Origin of the sequence: Streptomyces sp. SBT349 (genome assembly GCF_001083795.1) — a bacterium.
In the GTDB taxonomy this organism is placed as follows: Bacteria; Actinomycetota; Actinomycetes; order Streptomycetales; family Streptomycetaceae; genus Streptomyces.
In genome coordinates, this window is record NZ_LAVK01000063.1 from 13,229 (window position 1) to 27,068 (window position 13,840).

19 protein-coding genes and 1 tRNA gene are annotated in these 13,840 nt (G+C 65.9%); 8 read left to right on the forward strand and 12 right to left on the reverse strand.

Features of this window, described 5'->3' with window-relative positions:
* The first annotated feature begins 441 nt into the window (after positions 1-441).
* The 3 genes from ADY01_RS10740 to ADY01_RS39020 all read left to right on the forward strand — a co-directional run bounded on the left by ADY01_RS10740 (position 442) and on the right by ADY01_RS39020 (position 2,296).
* On the forward strand, positions 442-1,650 hold the full coding sequence (locus ADY01_RS10740) for a helix-turn-helix domain-containing protein (protein WP_049569733.1): 1,209 nt from the start codon (positions 442-444) through the stop codon (positions 1,648-1,650).
* 96 nt (positions 1,651-1,746) lie between these two features.
* Positions 1,747-2,157 (forward strand): hypothetical protein, encoded by a 411-nt coding sequence (locus tag ADY01_RS10745; protein WP_159001113.1) that lies wholly within the window; start codon positions 1,747-1,749, stop codon positions 2,155-2,157.
* Positions 2,150-2,296 carry a hypothetical protein gene (locus ADY01_RS39020; protein ID WP_159001115.1) on the forward strand — a complete coding sequence of 49 codons (147 nt, stop codon included), beginning with the start codon at positions 2,150-2,152 and terminating at the stop codon, positions 2,294-2,296. The genes ADY01_RS10745 and ADY01_RS39020 overlap by 8 nt, the downstream gene beginning before the upstream one ends.
* 236 nt (positions 2,297-2,532) lie before the next feature.
* Here the strand turns inward: ADY01_RS39020 and ADY01_RS39025 are convergent, their stop codons facing one another.
* On the reverse strand, positions 2,533-2,679 hold the full coding sequence (locus ADY01_RS39025; RefSeq protein ID WP_159001117.1) for a hypothetical protein: 147 nt from the start codon (positions 2,677-2,679) through the stop codon (positions 2,533-2,535).
* 159 nt (positions 2,680-2,838) lie between these two features.
* Between ADY01_RS39025 and ADY01_RS39030 the strand changes: the two genes are divergently transcribed.
* Together ADY01_RS39030 and ADY01_RS36865 are read left to right on the forward strand one after the other, a co-directional pair.
* Positions 2,839-3,183, forward strand: coding sequence for a hypothetical protein (locus ADY01_RS39030; RefSeq protein WP_159001119.1), 345 nt, complete (start codon positions 2,839-2,841; stop codon positions 3,181-3,183).
* Between the two features lie 595 nt (positions 3,184-3,778).
* Entirely contained in the window at positions 3,779-4,621 is an 843-nt protein-coding gene (locus ADY01_RS36865) for a Scr1 family TA system antitoxin-like transcriptional regulator (RefSeq protein WP_078900181.1), read from the forward strand.
* Positions 4,622-4,871: 250 nt separating this feature from the next.
* Here ADY01_RS36865 and ADY01_RS39035 read toward each other — a convergent pair whose 3' ends face one another.
* A complete protein-coding gene (locus tag ADY01_RS39035) occupies positions 4,872-5,030 on the reverse strand; it encodes a hypothetical protein (protein ID WP_159001121.1) in 159 nt (52 codons plus the stop codon).
* Positions 5,031-5,062: 32 nt separating this feature from the next.
* On the opposite strand from ADY01_RS39035, the gene ADY01_RS41265 reads away from it, so the two are divergent.
* Positions 5,063-5,185, forward strand: coding sequence for a hypothetical protein (locus tag ADY01_RS41265; protein ID WP_267888425.1), 123 nt, complete (start codon positions 5,063-5,065; stop codon positions 5,183-5,185).
* 72 nt (positions 5,186-5,257) lie between these two features.
* Here ADY01_RS41265 and ADY01_RS39040 read toward each other — a convergent pair whose 3' ends face one another.
* From ADY01_RS39040 to ADY01_RS41790, 10 genes are all read right to left on the reverse strand, one after another.
* Positions 5,258-5,677 (reverse strand): hypothetical protein, encoded by a 420-nt coding sequence (locus tag ADY01_RS39040; protein ID WP_234320171.1) that lies wholly within the window; start codon positions 5,675-5,677, stop codon positions 5,258-5,260.
* A 626-nt stretch (positions 5,678-6,303) separates the two neighbouring features.
* A complete protein-coding gene (locus ADY01_RS10760; protein ID WP_049569745.1) occupies positions 6,304-6,618 on the reverse strand; it encodes a MazG-like family protein in 315 nt (104 codons plus the stop codon).
* A 38-nt stretch (positions 6,619-6,656) separates the two neighbouring features.
* The gene (locus ADY01_RS10765) at positions 6,657-7,481 is read right to left on the reverse strand and encodes an endonuclease/exonuclease/phosphatase family protein (protein WP_063784185.1); all 825 of its coding nucleotides are present in this window, start codon (positions 7,479-7,481) and stop codon (positions 6,657-6,659) included.
* Complete coding sequence (gene tmk / locus ADY01_RS10770) at positions 7,471-8,100, reverse strand: dTMP kinase (protein WP_049569748.1); 630 nt, start codon at positions 8,098-8,100, stop codon at positions 7,471-7,473. Before tmk ends, ADY01_RS10765 begins: the two co-directional genes overlap by 11 nt.
* Positions 8,097-9,200: a radical SAM protein gene (locus ADY01_RS36870; protein ID WP_049569751.1), complete on the reverse strand. Its 1,104-nt coding sequence runs from the start codon at positions 9,198-9,200 to the stop codon at positions 8,097-8,099. Before ADY01_RS36870 ends, tmk begins: the two co-directional genes overlap by 4 nt.
* 72 nt (positions 9,201-9,272) lie before the next feature.
* A tRNA-Ser gene (locus ADY01_RS39045) sits at positions 9,273-9,345 on the reverse strand.
* Positions 9,346-9,664: 319 nt separating this feature from the next.
* Positions 9,665-10,177 carry a hypothetical protein gene (locus tag ADY01_RS10780; RefSeq protein WP_049569754.1) on the reverse strand — a complete coding sequence of 171 codons (513 nt, stop codon included), beginning with the start codon at positions 10,175-10,177 and terminating at the stop codon, positions 9,665-9,667.
* 110 nt (positions 10,178-10,287) lie between these two features.
* A complete protein-coding gene (locus ADY01_RS10785) occupies positions 10,288-10,794 on the reverse strand; it encodes an NUDIX domain-containing protein (protein ID WP_078900182.1) in 507 nt (168 codons plus the stop codon).
* Between the two features lie 541 nt (positions 10,795-11,335).
* A complete protein-coding gene (locus tag ADY01_RS10790) occupies positions 11,336-11,623 on the reverse strand; it encodes a hypothetical protein (protein ID WP_063784186.1) in 288 nt (95 codons plus the stop codon).
* Positions 11,620-12,063: an ATP-binding protein gene (locus ADY01_RS41790; RefSeq protein WP_107081698.1), complete on the reverse strand. Its 444-nt coding sequence runs from the start codon at positions 12,061-12,063 to the stop codon at positions 11,620-11,622. Before ADY01_RS41790 ends, ADY01_RS10790 begins: the two co-directional genes overlap by 4 nt.
* Positions 12,064-12,333: 270 nt before the next feature.
* Between ADY01_RS41790 and ADY01_RS10795 the strand changes: the two genes are divergently transcribed.
* Together ADY01_RS10795 and ADY01_RS10800 are read left to right on the forward strand one after the other, a co-directional pair.
* Complete coding sequence (locus ADY01_RS10795; RefSeq protein WP_049569759.1) at positions 12,334-13,221, forward strand: helix-turn-helix domain-containing protein; 888 nt, start codon at positions 12,334-12,336, stop codon at positions 13,219-13,221.
* The gene (locus tag ADY01_RS10800) at positions 13,218-13,448 is read left to right on the forward strand and encodes a DUF397 domain-containing protein (RefSeq protein WP_049569762.1); all 231 of its coding nucleotides are present in this window, start codon (positions 13,218-13,220) and stop codon (positions 13,446-13,448) included. The genes ADY01_RS10795 and ADY01_RS10800 overlap by 4 nt, the downstream gene beginning before the upstream one ends.
* Positions 13,449-13,840 lie beyond the last annotated feature (392 nt).

Sequence of the window (13,840 nt, forward strand, 5' to 3'; positions counted from 1 at the left end):
AACTTAGGCGCCACCTGGACGCCAACTCACGGGGGATATTGCGCAAGTCCGAATAGCGACCTGTTACCAGGATCTTTCGAGGCGCTCGCCCTTCCATGGCTCACGGGACCCATCAGCAATGGGGCGACTCTCGTGCTCGCCCTCCGGCTTCTCCTCCTGAGGGCGAACGCTCCCACGCCCACCCATAGGCCGTGGCGCGATTCACCCCGACTGCCGAGCTGCACCCGAGAAGCTGCCGTTCTCCCGGTCCCGCGCCTCGAAGAACCTCGCCTTCAACTCCTCAAAGACCACGGGCCCCGCAACTCCCTGAACTCCAGGGTGTTGCGGGGCCCGTTAGAATCCGCCCTGTCGAGAGTGAAGGCGGGACCGTTCACCTGTCTCCTGCCCTGCGGCGGGAGTACCGTTCCGAGTGTCTAGGTCGGAACAAGAACGGAGTTCAGCATGCCACACCCCGCCGACGAGCACACTGGTGCCCGAATTGCCGACTACCGCAAAATCCGCCACCTGACGCAGGACGGCCTGGCTCAAAGGGCCTTCCTCTCGCGAGGTACGATCGCAAAGGTTGAGGCAGGGATCAACCCGGCCAGCCCAGCTGTCGTGGCTGCCACCGCACGAGCACTCCACCTCGATGTCGCTGTCCTGTACGGCCAGCCCTACATCTCCGAGATGCGGCAGGATGAGATCGATACCCTGATCATGCCGCTCACCGAGGCCCTGGACCTGTACGACATCGACCCGGACCCGGACATCCACCCGCGCCCGCTCGGCGTCCTCGAAGGCGCCTCCGCCGAACTCGTGACCCTCTTCCGTGCGACTGACTACAGCGCTGTCGGGACCCGCTTGCCTGGCCTTCTCGGCGAGTTGGCAACGGCGCTCAATGTTTCCCAGTCGAGCGACGACCACCGCCGTACGGCCGCAGCCCTGGCCAATACCTACTGGATCGCGAACCAGTTCGCGGCCAAGCTCGGCTTCCCAGAACTGGCGTCCATCGCACTCGACCGTATGGGCTGGGTTGCAGCCCAGGCGGAAGACCCCCTCCTCCAAGCTGTGCGCCTCTACTCACGGAGTCTGGCCTACGTCCGGCGCGGCAGGCCGGAGATCGGACTGAAGCTGGTAGCCCGCGGTCTGGCGCTCGTCCAGCAGGCCGACAGGCCCAGCAGCGTGCCCGCTCTGGCGGTCGCCGGGAAGCTCCATCTGCGAGGCGCCTTCATCGCCGCGCGCGCCAAGGACCAGACCCGCTCGGCGGAATTCCTGGCGCTCGGCACCGAGGCCGCCGAACGGATCGGACACGATGTCCCAGACATCTACTGGCTCTCGTTCGGCAAGACCGACGTAGCCCAGTACACCGTTGAGACCCAAGTGGACCTGGGGCAGATGCCTGAAGCAGTTCAAAGCGCGCGGAACATCCACTTCCCAGCCGGGCACTCCCCCACCCGAATCAGCCGCCACTTCATCGATCTCGGGCGAGCCTTTGCGGAGATGGGTCGAAATGAGCAAGCGCTGAAGGCGCTTGGACGCGCCCGTGCGGCGTCCGCTCAGCAGGTGCGGTATCACCCGACGGCGCGAGACGTAGTCGGCACCCTGGTGCGGAGGCAGCGTCGGCTGTCCGAGGAGCTGACGTCCCTGGCGGTCTGGGTGGGCATGGCCTGACCACCCCTGAACGTTCCTCATCGAGGAACGTCCGGGGAGTGATTCGTCGGCACACTCTGTGACTGTCAGCACTGAGACGGTCACATGGAGCCGATCATGACAGCCAGCGCATCGATCGCCGAGTGGATTCCCGGCGAGGGCGAAGGTGTTCGCGGTGTGGAGTGCGGCCGGTGGTTCGACGCCGTGCACCTGCCCACGTTCGCCGGGGTCCGGCTGCACCGCAGGCTCGGCGATCGGTCCGGGCCGGTGATCCGCGACAGCGACACCGACAGCGTGCACTGGCTCATCCCCCCGGGCAGCGGATCCGGCTGGAACACCGCCGCCCAGGTCCTCCGGCGCGGCTTCACCGTGTCGGTCCCCCCGGCGTCCTGGACCGCCCTATGGGCGGGTCCGCCGACCGCGGGGTGGGTGGTCCCGCCGTCCGGGAACTGCCTCACCGCCCCGGAGGTACTGCACGACGCGCTGCGCCTGGAGTTCGCGGGTGCGCCGGGGGTGCGCCGTGTCTGAGCCGATCAACTGGCCGGACGGTACCCCCGACCACGTCAAACTGCCGGTGCCACCGGTGCTGGACCCGCCCGAGGGTATGACCCGGTGCACCTGCGGCGTGGTCGTCATCGACGGCGCCCAGCACACCTGCGCGGGATGACCGGTGGATACCTGTCTGGCATGCGGGGAGACGGAGGAGCCGCTGACCACGGTCGCGGTCGGCGCCGGGGCCCTCGGCCCCGGGACCGCCCACCACGCGTGCCGCCCGTGTCTCATCAGCCAGAGGTTCCCCCTCACTCGGCTTTCGCTTATCAGCTACGGCGATCCGCTGCGGTACCCGGGCTCCGTCGTGGCCCAGCTCGCCACCGCGGGCCCTCAGAGCCGAACTCGCCTCCCTCACCGGCGGTTGCTCAACGCGGCAGGGCCCGCCATGTCCCGGGACTGCACGGCGGACGAGCGCGCACCGCCGGCGAGGAGGCGCGCGCCGTCGTCGCCGAGTTGCGCGTGGCTGTTGGCCGCCAGCCGCCCAACCAACGCAAGCACAGAGCCCCCTTCCAACGGAGCCATCGCCCAGCCTCGCCACTTCCGGCCACATGGCGGAGGGCTCACCCTCCGGGAGAGCACGTCGCCGAACACCCCGGGGACGAGTGCCAACTCCTCCAGTCAGCCAGGCCCGTCCCGTACCCTCAGGAGACAACGCTAGTGAGCACCCGATGGACCCGTCAGGCCGAGCAAATCGAGGCTTGCGCAGTGGCATTGCGCCGAGGCGACCGGCTCGCGATCGGTCGGCAGCCCCACACCGTTCGTCGCGTGAAGCGGTGCGGCGATGAAGTGAAGGTCGCGTTCGCCTCCGGCGAACACCTCAACGTCCGCAGCACCACCGAGCTGTCTGTGACCCGCAGAGGCCGCGCTGCTCGGCCTCCGGCGCGGAGCACGGTCGGCATCGACTGGCATCGGGCCGTGCCCAGCCGGTGGGAGATCATCGCTCAGCTCGTGATCGGCTGCGGCCTCGTCTTCGTGCTCGCCATGGCGGCGGTGAGCAGGTGACCAATGGTGTCCTGGTCTCGGTCGAGATTGACACGCGCACGGTCCGGGTCGGGGATCAGCTCATGATCGGAGGCCAGGTTTTCATCGTCCGCGACACTAGGGCCGTCGCAGCCGGTCGCAAGATGCTCGTCTTCAACTCGGGCGAATCCTTCACGATGATGCCGAACACCGTGCTGTGGGCTGCCCGGCGCGTCGACCCACGTCTCCGCCACCTCCACTCACCCTGCGGATCATGAAAGAAGCCACATGCACCGCAAGACCCCAACCCGATCGGCGAGCTCGATCAGGACGACGAGGGCCCACCAGGGCGACGCTCCAATCCCAAAGGGGGATCGGATCCCATGAGGGGCATCGGTATCCGCATCAGGGTCTGGAAGTACATCGCGCGGGGCGCAAGTACCCCACCGCATGTACGCACCACGGCGAAGGATCTACTGGTTATCAATGCCGCTGGTCTTATGGATTTCGTGCGCTGGAGACTGGCCGGGCCTCACTACTCAACCGACGACGACTCGCCCTCCACGATGCGCGCCGCGATGGCAACCGTCATCCGGACGGCTGACGGCCAGGGGCACAACTACGGGAGGGCACTGGCGTGACGGGGACGGTGATCTCGATGGCAGACAAACCACCTGCCGTGGGACACGTGGTGGCTGGCCTGTATTTGCGTTCACTCAGGCAGGGCCTCGGTATTTCGGGCACCATGGCTGCCCGGCTTATCCGCGCCTCAGCGGCCAAGATCAGCCGCATGGAAACCGGGCGGTCACCCCTCCGCCAGCAAGACGTACGGAAACTGCTACTCCACTACAACGTCGGTCACCGCGCGACCCTCGACGCCATGCACAAACTGATCGAAACGCCGGAATCGCAACGGCATCACACCAGTGACCTCGGGCCCGGATGGGCTGAACGTCTGCGCGTGTGCGAACAGGAGGCGACACCGACCCGCATCTACACCAACTGCGTCATCCCCCGCGGGCTGCGCACCCCCCGCTACCACTCACACGTCCAAAGATCACAGCATTCGGACGCAGACACAATCGAGAAGTACCAGATTCCAGCGAACCGCGACGATCAGGCGGCCACTCTGATTATGGACGAATCGGTGTTGCATCGCACTGTCGCCTCTAGACCCGTAATGGCCGAGCAGTTGCGTTACCTATATTCGGCGGTACGGAGCAGAGAACTCCGAGTGCGGATCGTCCTAATGGAATCAGGGGTTCTCGGACCGGCAGGAATTACGACTGAGCTCTCGCTCGACGGAATGAATCCCTTCCTGGTAGCCGAAAGCTATTACGTAAGCTACTTTAATGGATCTATTGGGGAAAATCTGTCCCGAGGGCTGGATGCATTGGAGGCTGCTGCGGCATCCCCTAGCGACAGCGCTGCTCTGATTGGCCGCGCACTCACCAATTTCTCGGCCGAAGGCTCGGCGTAGTGGCGTCGCCGTGCTGCGTCCGTCGTCCGGGCTCGTCATACCCGACCCCGCGGCCTGCTGCACCGCTGGCTGACCGAGGCTAAGCACCGGGCCGAGCATGTTCCCTTCTCATACGACGTAGGAACGCCTTGTGCAGCACTCCGAGACGCTGATCACGTGGGCAGCGATCACGCTCATGACCCGCCGCCTCACCCGGCGGCGCCCAGCGAGGCCGCCGATGACGACGGACCAACTCGCGCAAGCGGCCTGATCAGGGCAGCGGCCCCTCGCCCTTGCCGAACCTCTCGTGCCAACGGCGGGCTCGTTCGTTCTGCCAGTTCACGGCCCGCTCGATCTGGGTGGCGGTCTGCCCGGTCGCCTCCACCAGATACTCCTCGGAGACCTCATCTTCCGGGCTCTCGCGCATCACGCGGCTGATCTTGCCGATCCACAGTTCCCGAGGTGCCGTCCCGCAAGGACGTCGCCCGCGTGGTCATCACGGAGGAGGCGGTCCACTCGAACGTGAACCCCACCCTGGTGCCGCGCTCCCGCAGCGCCGAGCCGGAACAGCAGAAGAGCGCCTGAGCGCAGTGGGGACGGCCGTCTCTGCGGCCGTCCCCACTGTCTAGTGCAAATCCCGCAAGATTCCTGTCGTGTTCACTCGTTCCACTTCAGGCAAGTACTCGCTACGTAGAACCTGACGAGGCCCTCCCGCTGGAACGCCCAAACGTCGCTTGTGCCTCCGCAGGCGGTGTACGTACCGCCGGTCGTTGAGCCGTCAACGCACCAATTTTGCCCCTTTCTGAGCGTGCCGAGGACGCCGGAATCTGTGCTGGGGCCGAAGCGGATTTTCACGTCCTGCCTGGCTACAAAGTTACAGTCCCGCTGGACGCCGACGTCGGCTGTAGCGCTCGCTGAGGCTGGGCTGCTCAGGACGCCCAGGGTTGCGATCGCGATTGCCGAAACTGGGAACAGTCGCTTCTTCAACGGAATCCCCTCCCTTGTCTGCGCCACCTCCACGGTGACGCCTCGGCCCCATCGTTGAGGGGCCGCGATGAACTTCCTCGTACGTGTCATGCCGACTCCGGAGTCCGGCAGAGACGTAGCGAGCCTTCTGCTCGCTGGACGATGCTTCGTCTCATCGGTACGACAACACAGCACCCCGGAATGTGAGACGCGCGCCAAGACCGCCTCCGGGCACCCCGACTCTTCGAACCGGTGAAGGGGCGGACACCAGTGTCAGCAACCGCCGCACCGGCGGGGGGACGACCGGCGCCTGTGCCTGATGTGCGCGAAGATCGCCCGCGTTCTCGCTGGCCGCGCGGGTGCCTGGCGGGCATGCTCCACTGCACGGTCAGCCCGAACCGCTACGGAAACGCCTCGGCGAAACGGCTACTCTTGCCCCACACGCACCGCGCTGGCCCTGACCTGCCATCCCGGGGTTCCCAACACCTACTCAGGCACTCTTCCTGCGGTTCGCCATCGACGCGGCAGACGAGGAAATCGCCGCCCTTCAGGGCGTGACGAGCCGAGCCGTGCACTACCGCCTGGAGCGGGCGGTGGGGAAGCTTGCGGCCTGATGCACGGGTTCGGTACATCGGCGGGTGCGACACCGAGGGAGGGGACGAGGATTAACCGTTCAACGAGAGGCCCCGCCTGGCTGCTTGTGCGCCGGCGGGGCCCTTCTTGCGTCGGTACCGCGATCAGGTCAAGGAACGCTCCGCGACCTGGTTGAGGTGGTGCTCGAAGATCTTCTGTGCGTCCGGGTTGATCGTCGCGAGCGACACCATGCTCGTGAGGATCACGTCGCACAGCTCCTTCTCGACGTCCTCCCAGGTGTGGCTCGCCCCCTTCCGTGGGTTCGAGCCCATGGCCCCGTGGATGGCCTCGGCAACCTCTCCGGCCTCCTCCTGGATCTTGATCACGCGCAGGAGGCGGGTGATCTCAGGGGAGTTGGCGTTGTTCGCGTCCAGCCATTCGACGAGGCGGTTGATCGTGTGCCAGGTCGCCTGGTCCATGTGTTCTACCGATCCGTGACGGAAGTGGGGTACCGGCGTCAAAAGAGGGTCTCCGCAGCCGGTGTGGCGGTTGGGTCGGACACTACCAAGGGGTCTACGACAGGGATGCGCAGAAGAGCGCGCATGGCCGAGTGGTCGGTGAGCCGATTGTTGCGTGGCTCGTGAACGTAGGCGCACTCGTCGACGAGGGGGGAGACGTCGTCCGAGGTGAAGATGTGGTCGTAGCGGTACCCGTCTCCCGTTCGGCCGACCCAGGAGTATTCGGCGGCGTCGGGGTACAGCAGCCGGAAAGCGTCGCGGTATCCCGCTTGACCGAGCCATTCATAGAAGGCGTACTCGAAGGGCCGGAAGAAGGGGTACCTCGGCTGGTGGTCGGGTTCGAGGATGTTGAAGTCGCCGATGATCAGGCGTGCGACCTGCGTGTTGCCCGGCGGAATGGCCTGGCGGCAGGCCGAGAGGAACCGGCGCTTGCGCTCGGTCTTCTCCGGAGTCGCGTCGCGCGAGGGGATGTAGAGGCCGACGATGTCAACCGGGCCGTTCGCCGTTTTCACCGCGACGGATACGGCGCGGCAGGGGAGGTAGTCGACGCCGCACGGTTCCGGCTGGGCGAGGGGCAGGCGGCTGACGATCATCACGCCGCGCTCCCCTGGTCCCGGCGCGGGGAAGTCCACCTCGTAGCCAGCCTGTGAGAATCGCTCGGCCAGGATGTCGCAGCCCTTGCTGGGCGCGGTCTCGGTGAGTACGAGGACCTGCTCCGGGCGGTTCGCGAGCCAGGCCAGTTGCCGCTCAGCGCGCTCCGGTGAGGGGTTGTTGAGGTTGAACGTCAGGACGCGGAGGTGTTCCGCTGTCGTCTCAGGAGTCATCTGGGTCCCTGCTGCGGAGTGCGGCGACTTCGGCAGCGATCGTACGGGCCAGTTCCTCCGGGCGTGCATCGGTTGCGTCGAGTACGAGTGTGCGGATTCCGTGGTTGCTGAGGGAGGTGACGGCTTCGGTGTACAGCTCGTGCTCGATGCGGCTGCTGTCCGGCAGGCGTTCGTAGCGGCTGTGGGCCCCGCGGCTCGCGAGGCGAGCGGCGATCACCCCGGGGTCGGCCGTGAGGACCACGGCCAGGTCCGGGGGGTCGGCGTGATGGTTGAGCTCCCAGATCATGTGGGGTGTGACCCCGTCCATACGTTGCAGGACGAGGGATGAGGCGATGTATCGGTCGCATACGACGAGGGCGCCGGCCTCCAGGGCCGGCCTGATCTCGGTGGTGAGGTGCTGGTAGCGGTCGGCTGCGATGAGACAGGCCATGGCCAGACCGCGATAGGTGTCGGTGCCGTGGCGGGCGAGGTTGCCGAGGGGGGTGTCTGTGGGTTCGCGGGTCGCGAACACGGGGAGTCCGTCGGCGTGGAGCTGGTTGACCACTGCGGCGAGGACCGTTGACTTGCCGACTCCGCCGGGGCCGTCGACCGTGACGAACATGCCCTTGGTGGGGATCATGCGACCACCACCGGCAGCAGGCGCCGCTCGCCCGAGGACACGGGGCAGACCTCGGAGTCCAGGGCGCCGATGCGCTGGCCGGCGGAGACGACGGCAGCCGGGCATCCCTTGCCACAGTCGGCCGACATCGAGCAGGAGCGGCAGGTGTCGTTGTCTCCGAGGGCGTAGCGGTCGTGGAAGTTGCAGGCGTCCAGGCGCGCGGCGATGTCGGGGTCCTGGAAGATGTTGCCGACGATGAATTCGGTGTCGGTGTGCTGGGACTGTGGGGTCCGGGCGGCGAAGACGAGATAGGGGCAGACCGTCACCTCACCGGGGGTGAAGACGTAGATGATGCGTCCGGCCTCGCAGCCCGCGAGGGTCTTGCCGTCGTTGGGAAAGCGGATGTGCACCATCTCCAGGCCGTCGCCGTCGAAGGGCTCGGTGAGGGCGTGGATGCGCCTCATGTGTTCCTCGGGACTGGCGAGCTTGCGCTGCGCCTTGACGCCGCGTCCCATGCTGCTGAGGGGGTTCATGAGCACGTAGCGGGCGCCTTGTTCCTTGGCGAAGGCACAAAGCTGGCGGTATTCGTCGTCCTCGGCGAGGCTGTTGGGTGTGCAGAGGAGGCCCTGAAGGAGGCCGGCGGCGGCAAGCTTCTTGACGGTCGCCACGGTGGTGTGGAACGACTCGCGGTTGCCCCGGAACTTTCCGTGGGACTCGGCGGCGAAACCGTCGAGGCTCACGTTGAGGTGGACGCCCATGTCGGCGAGTGTGGCGATCTGCTCGTCCGTGGTGATCGTGGCGTTCGTGCACACCCCCACGCCCATGCCGGCCGATCGGAATGCCTCCACGACGTCGAGGAAGTCGGAGTGCGCGAAGGGCTCGCCCCCCGTCAGCGTCACCCGCGTGACCCGGGCCGCCGCCAGGCGAGGGACAACCTTGCCGCGGATTTCCTCCAGCGGCATGGCGTCGCCGTAGTTTCCGGCGGAGACAAAGCAGTGGGCACAGTGGAGGTTGCACCGCTCCGTGATTTGGACGAGCGCCTTGCGGTAGGGATCTTCAACCGAGGTGCGGAAGTAACACGATGAGCTCTGCTCCGCGCTGACGATGGATCGTGCGCTCATGACATCGGCCTCGCTTGGTTGGATCGGACGTGGTGACGGCGCCGTTCCTTGACTGCAACTACCGGGCATGCGTGCCCGAGGTCGGATTCGCACCGACAGCCCGCACGATTCAAGCGTGCTCGCTCTTCCTTTGGCGTACCCGGACCCTCGACTACCGGGCGGCTCTCGCGGGCCCGCTGATCTGGTTGGCCTCCGCCCTGCCGCGGATCTTCACGTCCGCCTGCTTGAGCCACTTTCTGACGTAGTATTCGCTGGCCCTCAGGTCCTCTGCGAGCTGCATTACGGACCTTTTCTCGTTGAGGTACTGGTGCTTGAGGTCATCGATCGGTATGGGACACTGTTGAGTAGTCCTGGGCATCCTGCGCCTTCTGGGTGCTTCTGGGATGACACGCCATCACCGCCCACCTCGGGATATTCGGCCTGTCGGCAATCGGTGAGACATTCGGTCGCACGCCCTCTTGGGGCTACGTCTTCTTCCTCTTCTCGCTCACGAGCTCGTGGTACCTGAAGTAGCCGAAGGGCATGGTGAGCTCCATGATCGGCTTGTACTCCCCAGTGACCGCCCTCGCGAGCAACGGGTCATGGATGTGCAGGTGCCGCCTGATCCGGGCGCTGGGTTCGACCCCAGGAACCCGCTCGATGACCTCCCATTCGTGGTCGAGGATCTGGTAGACGTCCCCGAGCTGGGGCTCTCGGATACCGAGCGGTGTCGTCAGCGAGGCAGATTCCAGGAGGCTGTCGACGGCATCCTTCGCTTCCTCGAAGGTCTTCCAGAACTGCTTCTCCCCCTCCGAGTCGAGCAAGTGATACGTGGCCTGGTGAATATGGAGCTCTGCGGCGAATACCACATTCCCCTCGTCATCCTCACTCGGACGATCCGCCACTCTTCGAACGGTGAATCCGGTCAGCAAGTCGGGATTCAACCAGTGGGTATCAAAGGGAGTCGTGCCAACCTCGAAGAAGCGAAGTTCTTTCATGGCTCCTTGCTCGTGTTCGGGACCCCACGCCGCCGAGGGCAGAACAGCCAGAGACGGGAGGGCCGTTCAGGGGGCACTCATCGGCGGCGCGGGGGTGAAGGGGGTGGACTTCAGGCGGCCAGTTCGGTCATGGGGAACGTAGGGTGGCCGACGAGGTAGCGCACCGGGCCCCCCTCACCAGCGTCCAGGGCGACGTTGATGCGCCACTCGGTGTAGGGAGCGACCAGGCCGCGCAGGTCGTCCGGGTGCAACCAGCGGTGCTCGCGGAACTCCTCAGGCGGCAGGATCAGCTCAGTGTCGGAGGGGATCGTGCCGCAGTCGAAGACGTTGTTCTCTCCCTCCGGCACCTCCCCTTTCCCGGGCATGTGGTGAACCACGAGCAGGCCCATGGGGACCACCCTGAGCCCGGTCTCCCTGGTCACGTGGCGCTGGCAGGCGACGGAGGCCGGCTCACCCGCCTCCGCCAGGCCGCCCACGAGTCCGAACCGATCGGAGCCCTGCCGGTACATCTTGTCGAGTAGCAGCACTCGTCCGTTTTCGTCGCGAATGAGCGCCAGCCCCGCGAGCCGTCGCGGCGGGGGGTTCGTGAATGCCGTGTTGTGCATGCCTCTCCTCATCTCACTGGCGCCAGCACTTCGGCGGCCCGTGTTTCGTCCGCTCGCGGTTGTGGCGAAGGGGGTGGTGCGCCCGCTCCCGACCGTGGTTCCTTAGCTCCTGGGGGAGCCGGATCGGGTTCCTGTACGGCTGAGGGCTGGGGATCATAGGAAGAGCGATCGTCCGGTTCGGTGATCGCGCGAAGGAAGCGCTCGCCGAGTGGGGTGCGCGCTTTGCGGTGCCGGCCGCGGGGGTACCGGACCAAGGAAGGCGGGTCGTCGTTCGCCGACTGGTAGAGCGGTATGTCCTGGCCCCACTCGTCCCTGGGCAGTGCGACTTGCGCATCCGCGTAGTCCCACGCCGCGTCGTGGAGAAGCTGGATGCACGCGCCGCAGGCGTACAGCGGAGCGTGAGCACCTGGTGCACCAATTGCACCGATCCACAGCACCCGGGTGTACTGCCATCCGCACCAGAGCCAGCACCAGCCGTCCACCCACGGATTGCCGTCGTTCGTCTGCGCGGGCAGTGGCCTCAGCAGCTCGGCGAAGTACGGCTCGGCGACGGTCACTGCCACCTCCCGGGGACAGCCCGGTAGGGGCGAGTGATGCGCTCCCGGAACGATAGGTGCTCGGGGTATGCCTTCAGGTGCACCAGCGTCCAGCTCAGGGCTTCTTCCTGCGACGCATTCTCGGGTCCCTCCTCCTCGCACACCACACACTCGAACGAGAAGATCCAGGGCTCGGCATCAGGCTCCGTGTCGGGCACGATGGTGTACTCGCGGAACCGAAATGTGCGCCCGCTCTGCCTCTCCACGGCGGCAAGTCGGACGACTGACACAGGGGTCTCGCTCATGGAGCAGCCACCTCACTCGTGCTTGCGAGGCAACACCGAAGCCAGACCACTTTGCCCCAGGGCTCTGCGGCGAAGCGGAACCCGAGTTCTTCTGCACCTGCCATCTCACGCAACAGCCACAACCCCCGACCGCGCTCCGCGCTCCAGCTCGGGGTAGCTACATCTGGCAAGGCCCGCGATCGATCGAACACCGATACCAACGCCGATCCCCCGGTCCGCGAGACTTCGAGTCGGCATCGACGGTCGGCCACATGCCGGATGACGTTCGCCAAGAGCTCCGACACGCCCAGGCATGCCAACTCAACGGATGTCACCGGGGCTTGCCAGCCACGAAGACTTTGAGCAACCACTCGGCGCCAGCATGTAATGTCTTTCGCCTCGGCGGTCAACAGCCAGTGGTGCACCTCTCGGTCCTCCAACGACGCTCGCATCACGGGCATGTGTCCTCCCACCGAAGCTGCCGAGCACGACTGTGGTGGCGTTCCAAGCCCCTCCGCTGTCCAACTGCGCTGAACGGCCAACCATGTTCAGGATGCAGCAGAATTTCTTCAACGGGACTACACGCAGCAGAATTCGTCTGACAAAATTCTGCGAGAGGTTCTTTCGCAGAGAGGTATCTGCCTCGCGCTGGCGAGATGCACTGCGGCAACGCAGAACGTTGCTTGCTGTAGCAGAACGTTCACCGTCAGACTGGTAGGAGAAGGGACGTCATGATCACAGACACCGAGTCGGCGACGCCTGCCCTATGCCGACTCCAGCTTGGAAGCGAACTTCGCAGGCTCCGCCAGGAAGCGGGCCTGACGGGTAGCCAGGTCGTCAAGAAGCTGCTCTGGAGCCCGTCCAAACTCACGCGCCTGGAGACGGGCGAGAACGCAGTCGTCGAGCAGACCGATGTCATGGCGTTGTGCGAGATCTACGAAGCCGATCCCGAGACGCGCGCCCAACTCATGGGCTACGCAGCGGTCACCAAGACCCGCAAGGACTGGTGGCAGTCACCCGAGTACCGACCAGTGATCCGTCCGGTCTTCAAGGCGTTCCTCGGACTGGAAGCGACCGCCAGCTCGCTCCACAATTACGAGGCAGAGTTCGTGCCCGGCCTGCTCCAGACCGAAGCCTACGTGCGGGTGATCCACGAACGTGCCCACCGCGGCCTCAGCCCTGAAGAGGTCGATCGCCTTGTCGACGTGCGTGTGACACGGCAGGAGGTCCTTCGCAGGAAGGAGATCCCGCTCAGATACACGGCCATCATCAACGAGGCCGTCCTTCACCGCCGGGTGGGGGGCCCGGATCTCATGCAGCGCCAGCTCAGCCACATCGTGGAGACCGCCGAAACGCTCCCCAATATAAGAGTCCAAGTTGTCCCATTCAGAGTCGGCGCTCACTCCGGAATGAACGGCGCGTTCCACGTGATGCAGTTCCCGGAGGGCGCCGCCCTCAAGTCGATCACCTACCTGGAGAATCTTGCCGATGCGTGGGTGAGTCGCCGGGAGACGGACGTGAACCGCTACGAGGAGACGTTCACCGACCTCCAAGCACTCGCCCCAGGGCCCCAGGAGTCCCTGACCATGATCAAGAAGGCCATCAAGGAGCACGAATGAGCACGACAGAAGCCGACGCCCTCCACGGGGCTGCCTGGTTCACCTCCAGCTACAGCAACGACCAGGGCGGAGCGTGCGTCCAGGGGGCCCGGCTGGGCGGCGAGGCCATGGCGGTGCGGGACTCCAAAGACATCAACGGTCCAACGTTCGTCTTCTCGGGATCCGCCTGGTCCGCCTTCCTCGACGCAGCCGGTTCCGGAGCGCTTGATCAGTCGTCCCGCGGTTGATCCTCATCCGGCCAGGGCCCCGAGGGCGAAGCCCTCGGGGCCCTGGCCCACTGTGCGGTCGTGTCCCGGGACCCACGGCAAGTACGCGACAAAGGCGCCCCGCCCCTGGACGCTCCTTAGCCTGCCGACCAGGAGGAACCCAGTGCTCTTCTCCAGCATCCGGAGCCGTGGGCAGGTTCGAATTCTGCCGCGGGCACCGGCCGCCTAATGGCGCGATCACAGGGCAAGAACAGCTTCGACGGTCACTTGCGCTCCGGGAATTTGCACGTCAGTCGCGTTCCCATCTGTGGCGTGCCCCGCCGGGGGCACATCGTCGCCACACTCCTCCGCATCTTCGTTTCCGCAGGTCAACGGGTGTACCGAGGTGCCGGGACAGGGGCGGGTGCCGGGGG

Bases quoted from the DNA above. Each gene is read 5' to 3' on its own strand.
- ADY01_RS36870 (WP_049569751.1), bottom strand. From the start codon at position 9,200: ATGAGCGCACGATCCATCGTCAGCGCGGAGCAGAGCTCATCGTGTTAC.
- tmk (WP_049569748.1), bottom strand. From the start codon at position 8,100: ATGATCCCCACCAAGGGCATGTTCGTCACGGTCGACGGCCCCGGCGGA.
- ADY01_RS10745 (WP_159001113.1), top strand. From the start codon at position 1,747: ATGACAGCCAGCGCATCGATCGCCGAGTGGATTCCCGGCGAGGGCGAA.
- ADY01_RS10790 (WP_063784186.1), bottom strand. From the start codon at position 11,623: ATGAGCGAGACCCCTGTGTCAGTCGTCCGACTTGCCGCCGTGGAGAGG.
- ADY01_RS41790 (WP_107081698.1), bottom strand. From the start codon at position 12,063: ATGCCCGTGATGCGAGCGTCGTTGGAGGACCGAGAGGTGCACCACTGG.
- ADY01_RS10765 (WP_063784185.1), bottom strand. From the start codon at position 7,481: ATGACTCCTGAGACGACAGCGGAACACCTCCGCGTCCTGACGTTCAAC.
- ADY01_RS39040 (WP_234320171.1), bottom strand. From the start codon at position 5,677: ATGACACGTACGAGGAAGTTCATCGCGGCCCCTCAACGATGGGGCCGA.
- ADY01_RS10795 (WP_049569759.1), top strand. From the start codon at position 12,334: ATGATCACAGACACCGAGTCGGCGACGCCTGCCCTATGCCGACTCCAG.
- ADY01_RS10740 (WP_049569733.1), top strand. From the start codon at position 442: ATGCCACACCCCGCCGACGAGCACACTGGTGCCCGAATTGCCGACTAC.
- ADY01_RS10760 (WP_049569745.1), bottom strand. From the start codon at position 6,618: ATGGACCAGGCGACCTGGCACACGATCAACCGCCTCGTCGAATGGCTG.
- ADY01_RS10785 (WP_078900182.1), bottom strand. From the start codon at position 10,794: ATGAGGAGAGGCATGCACAACACGGCATTCACGAACCCCCCGCCGCGA.
- ADY01_RS10800 (WP_049569762.1), top strand. From the start codon at position 13,218: ATGAGCACGACAGAAGCCGACGCCCTCCACGGGGCTGCCTGGTTCACC.
- ADY01_RS10780 (WP_049569754.1), bottom strand. From the start codon at position 10,177: ATGAAAGAACTTCGCTTCTTCGAGGTTGGCACGACTCCCTTTGATACC.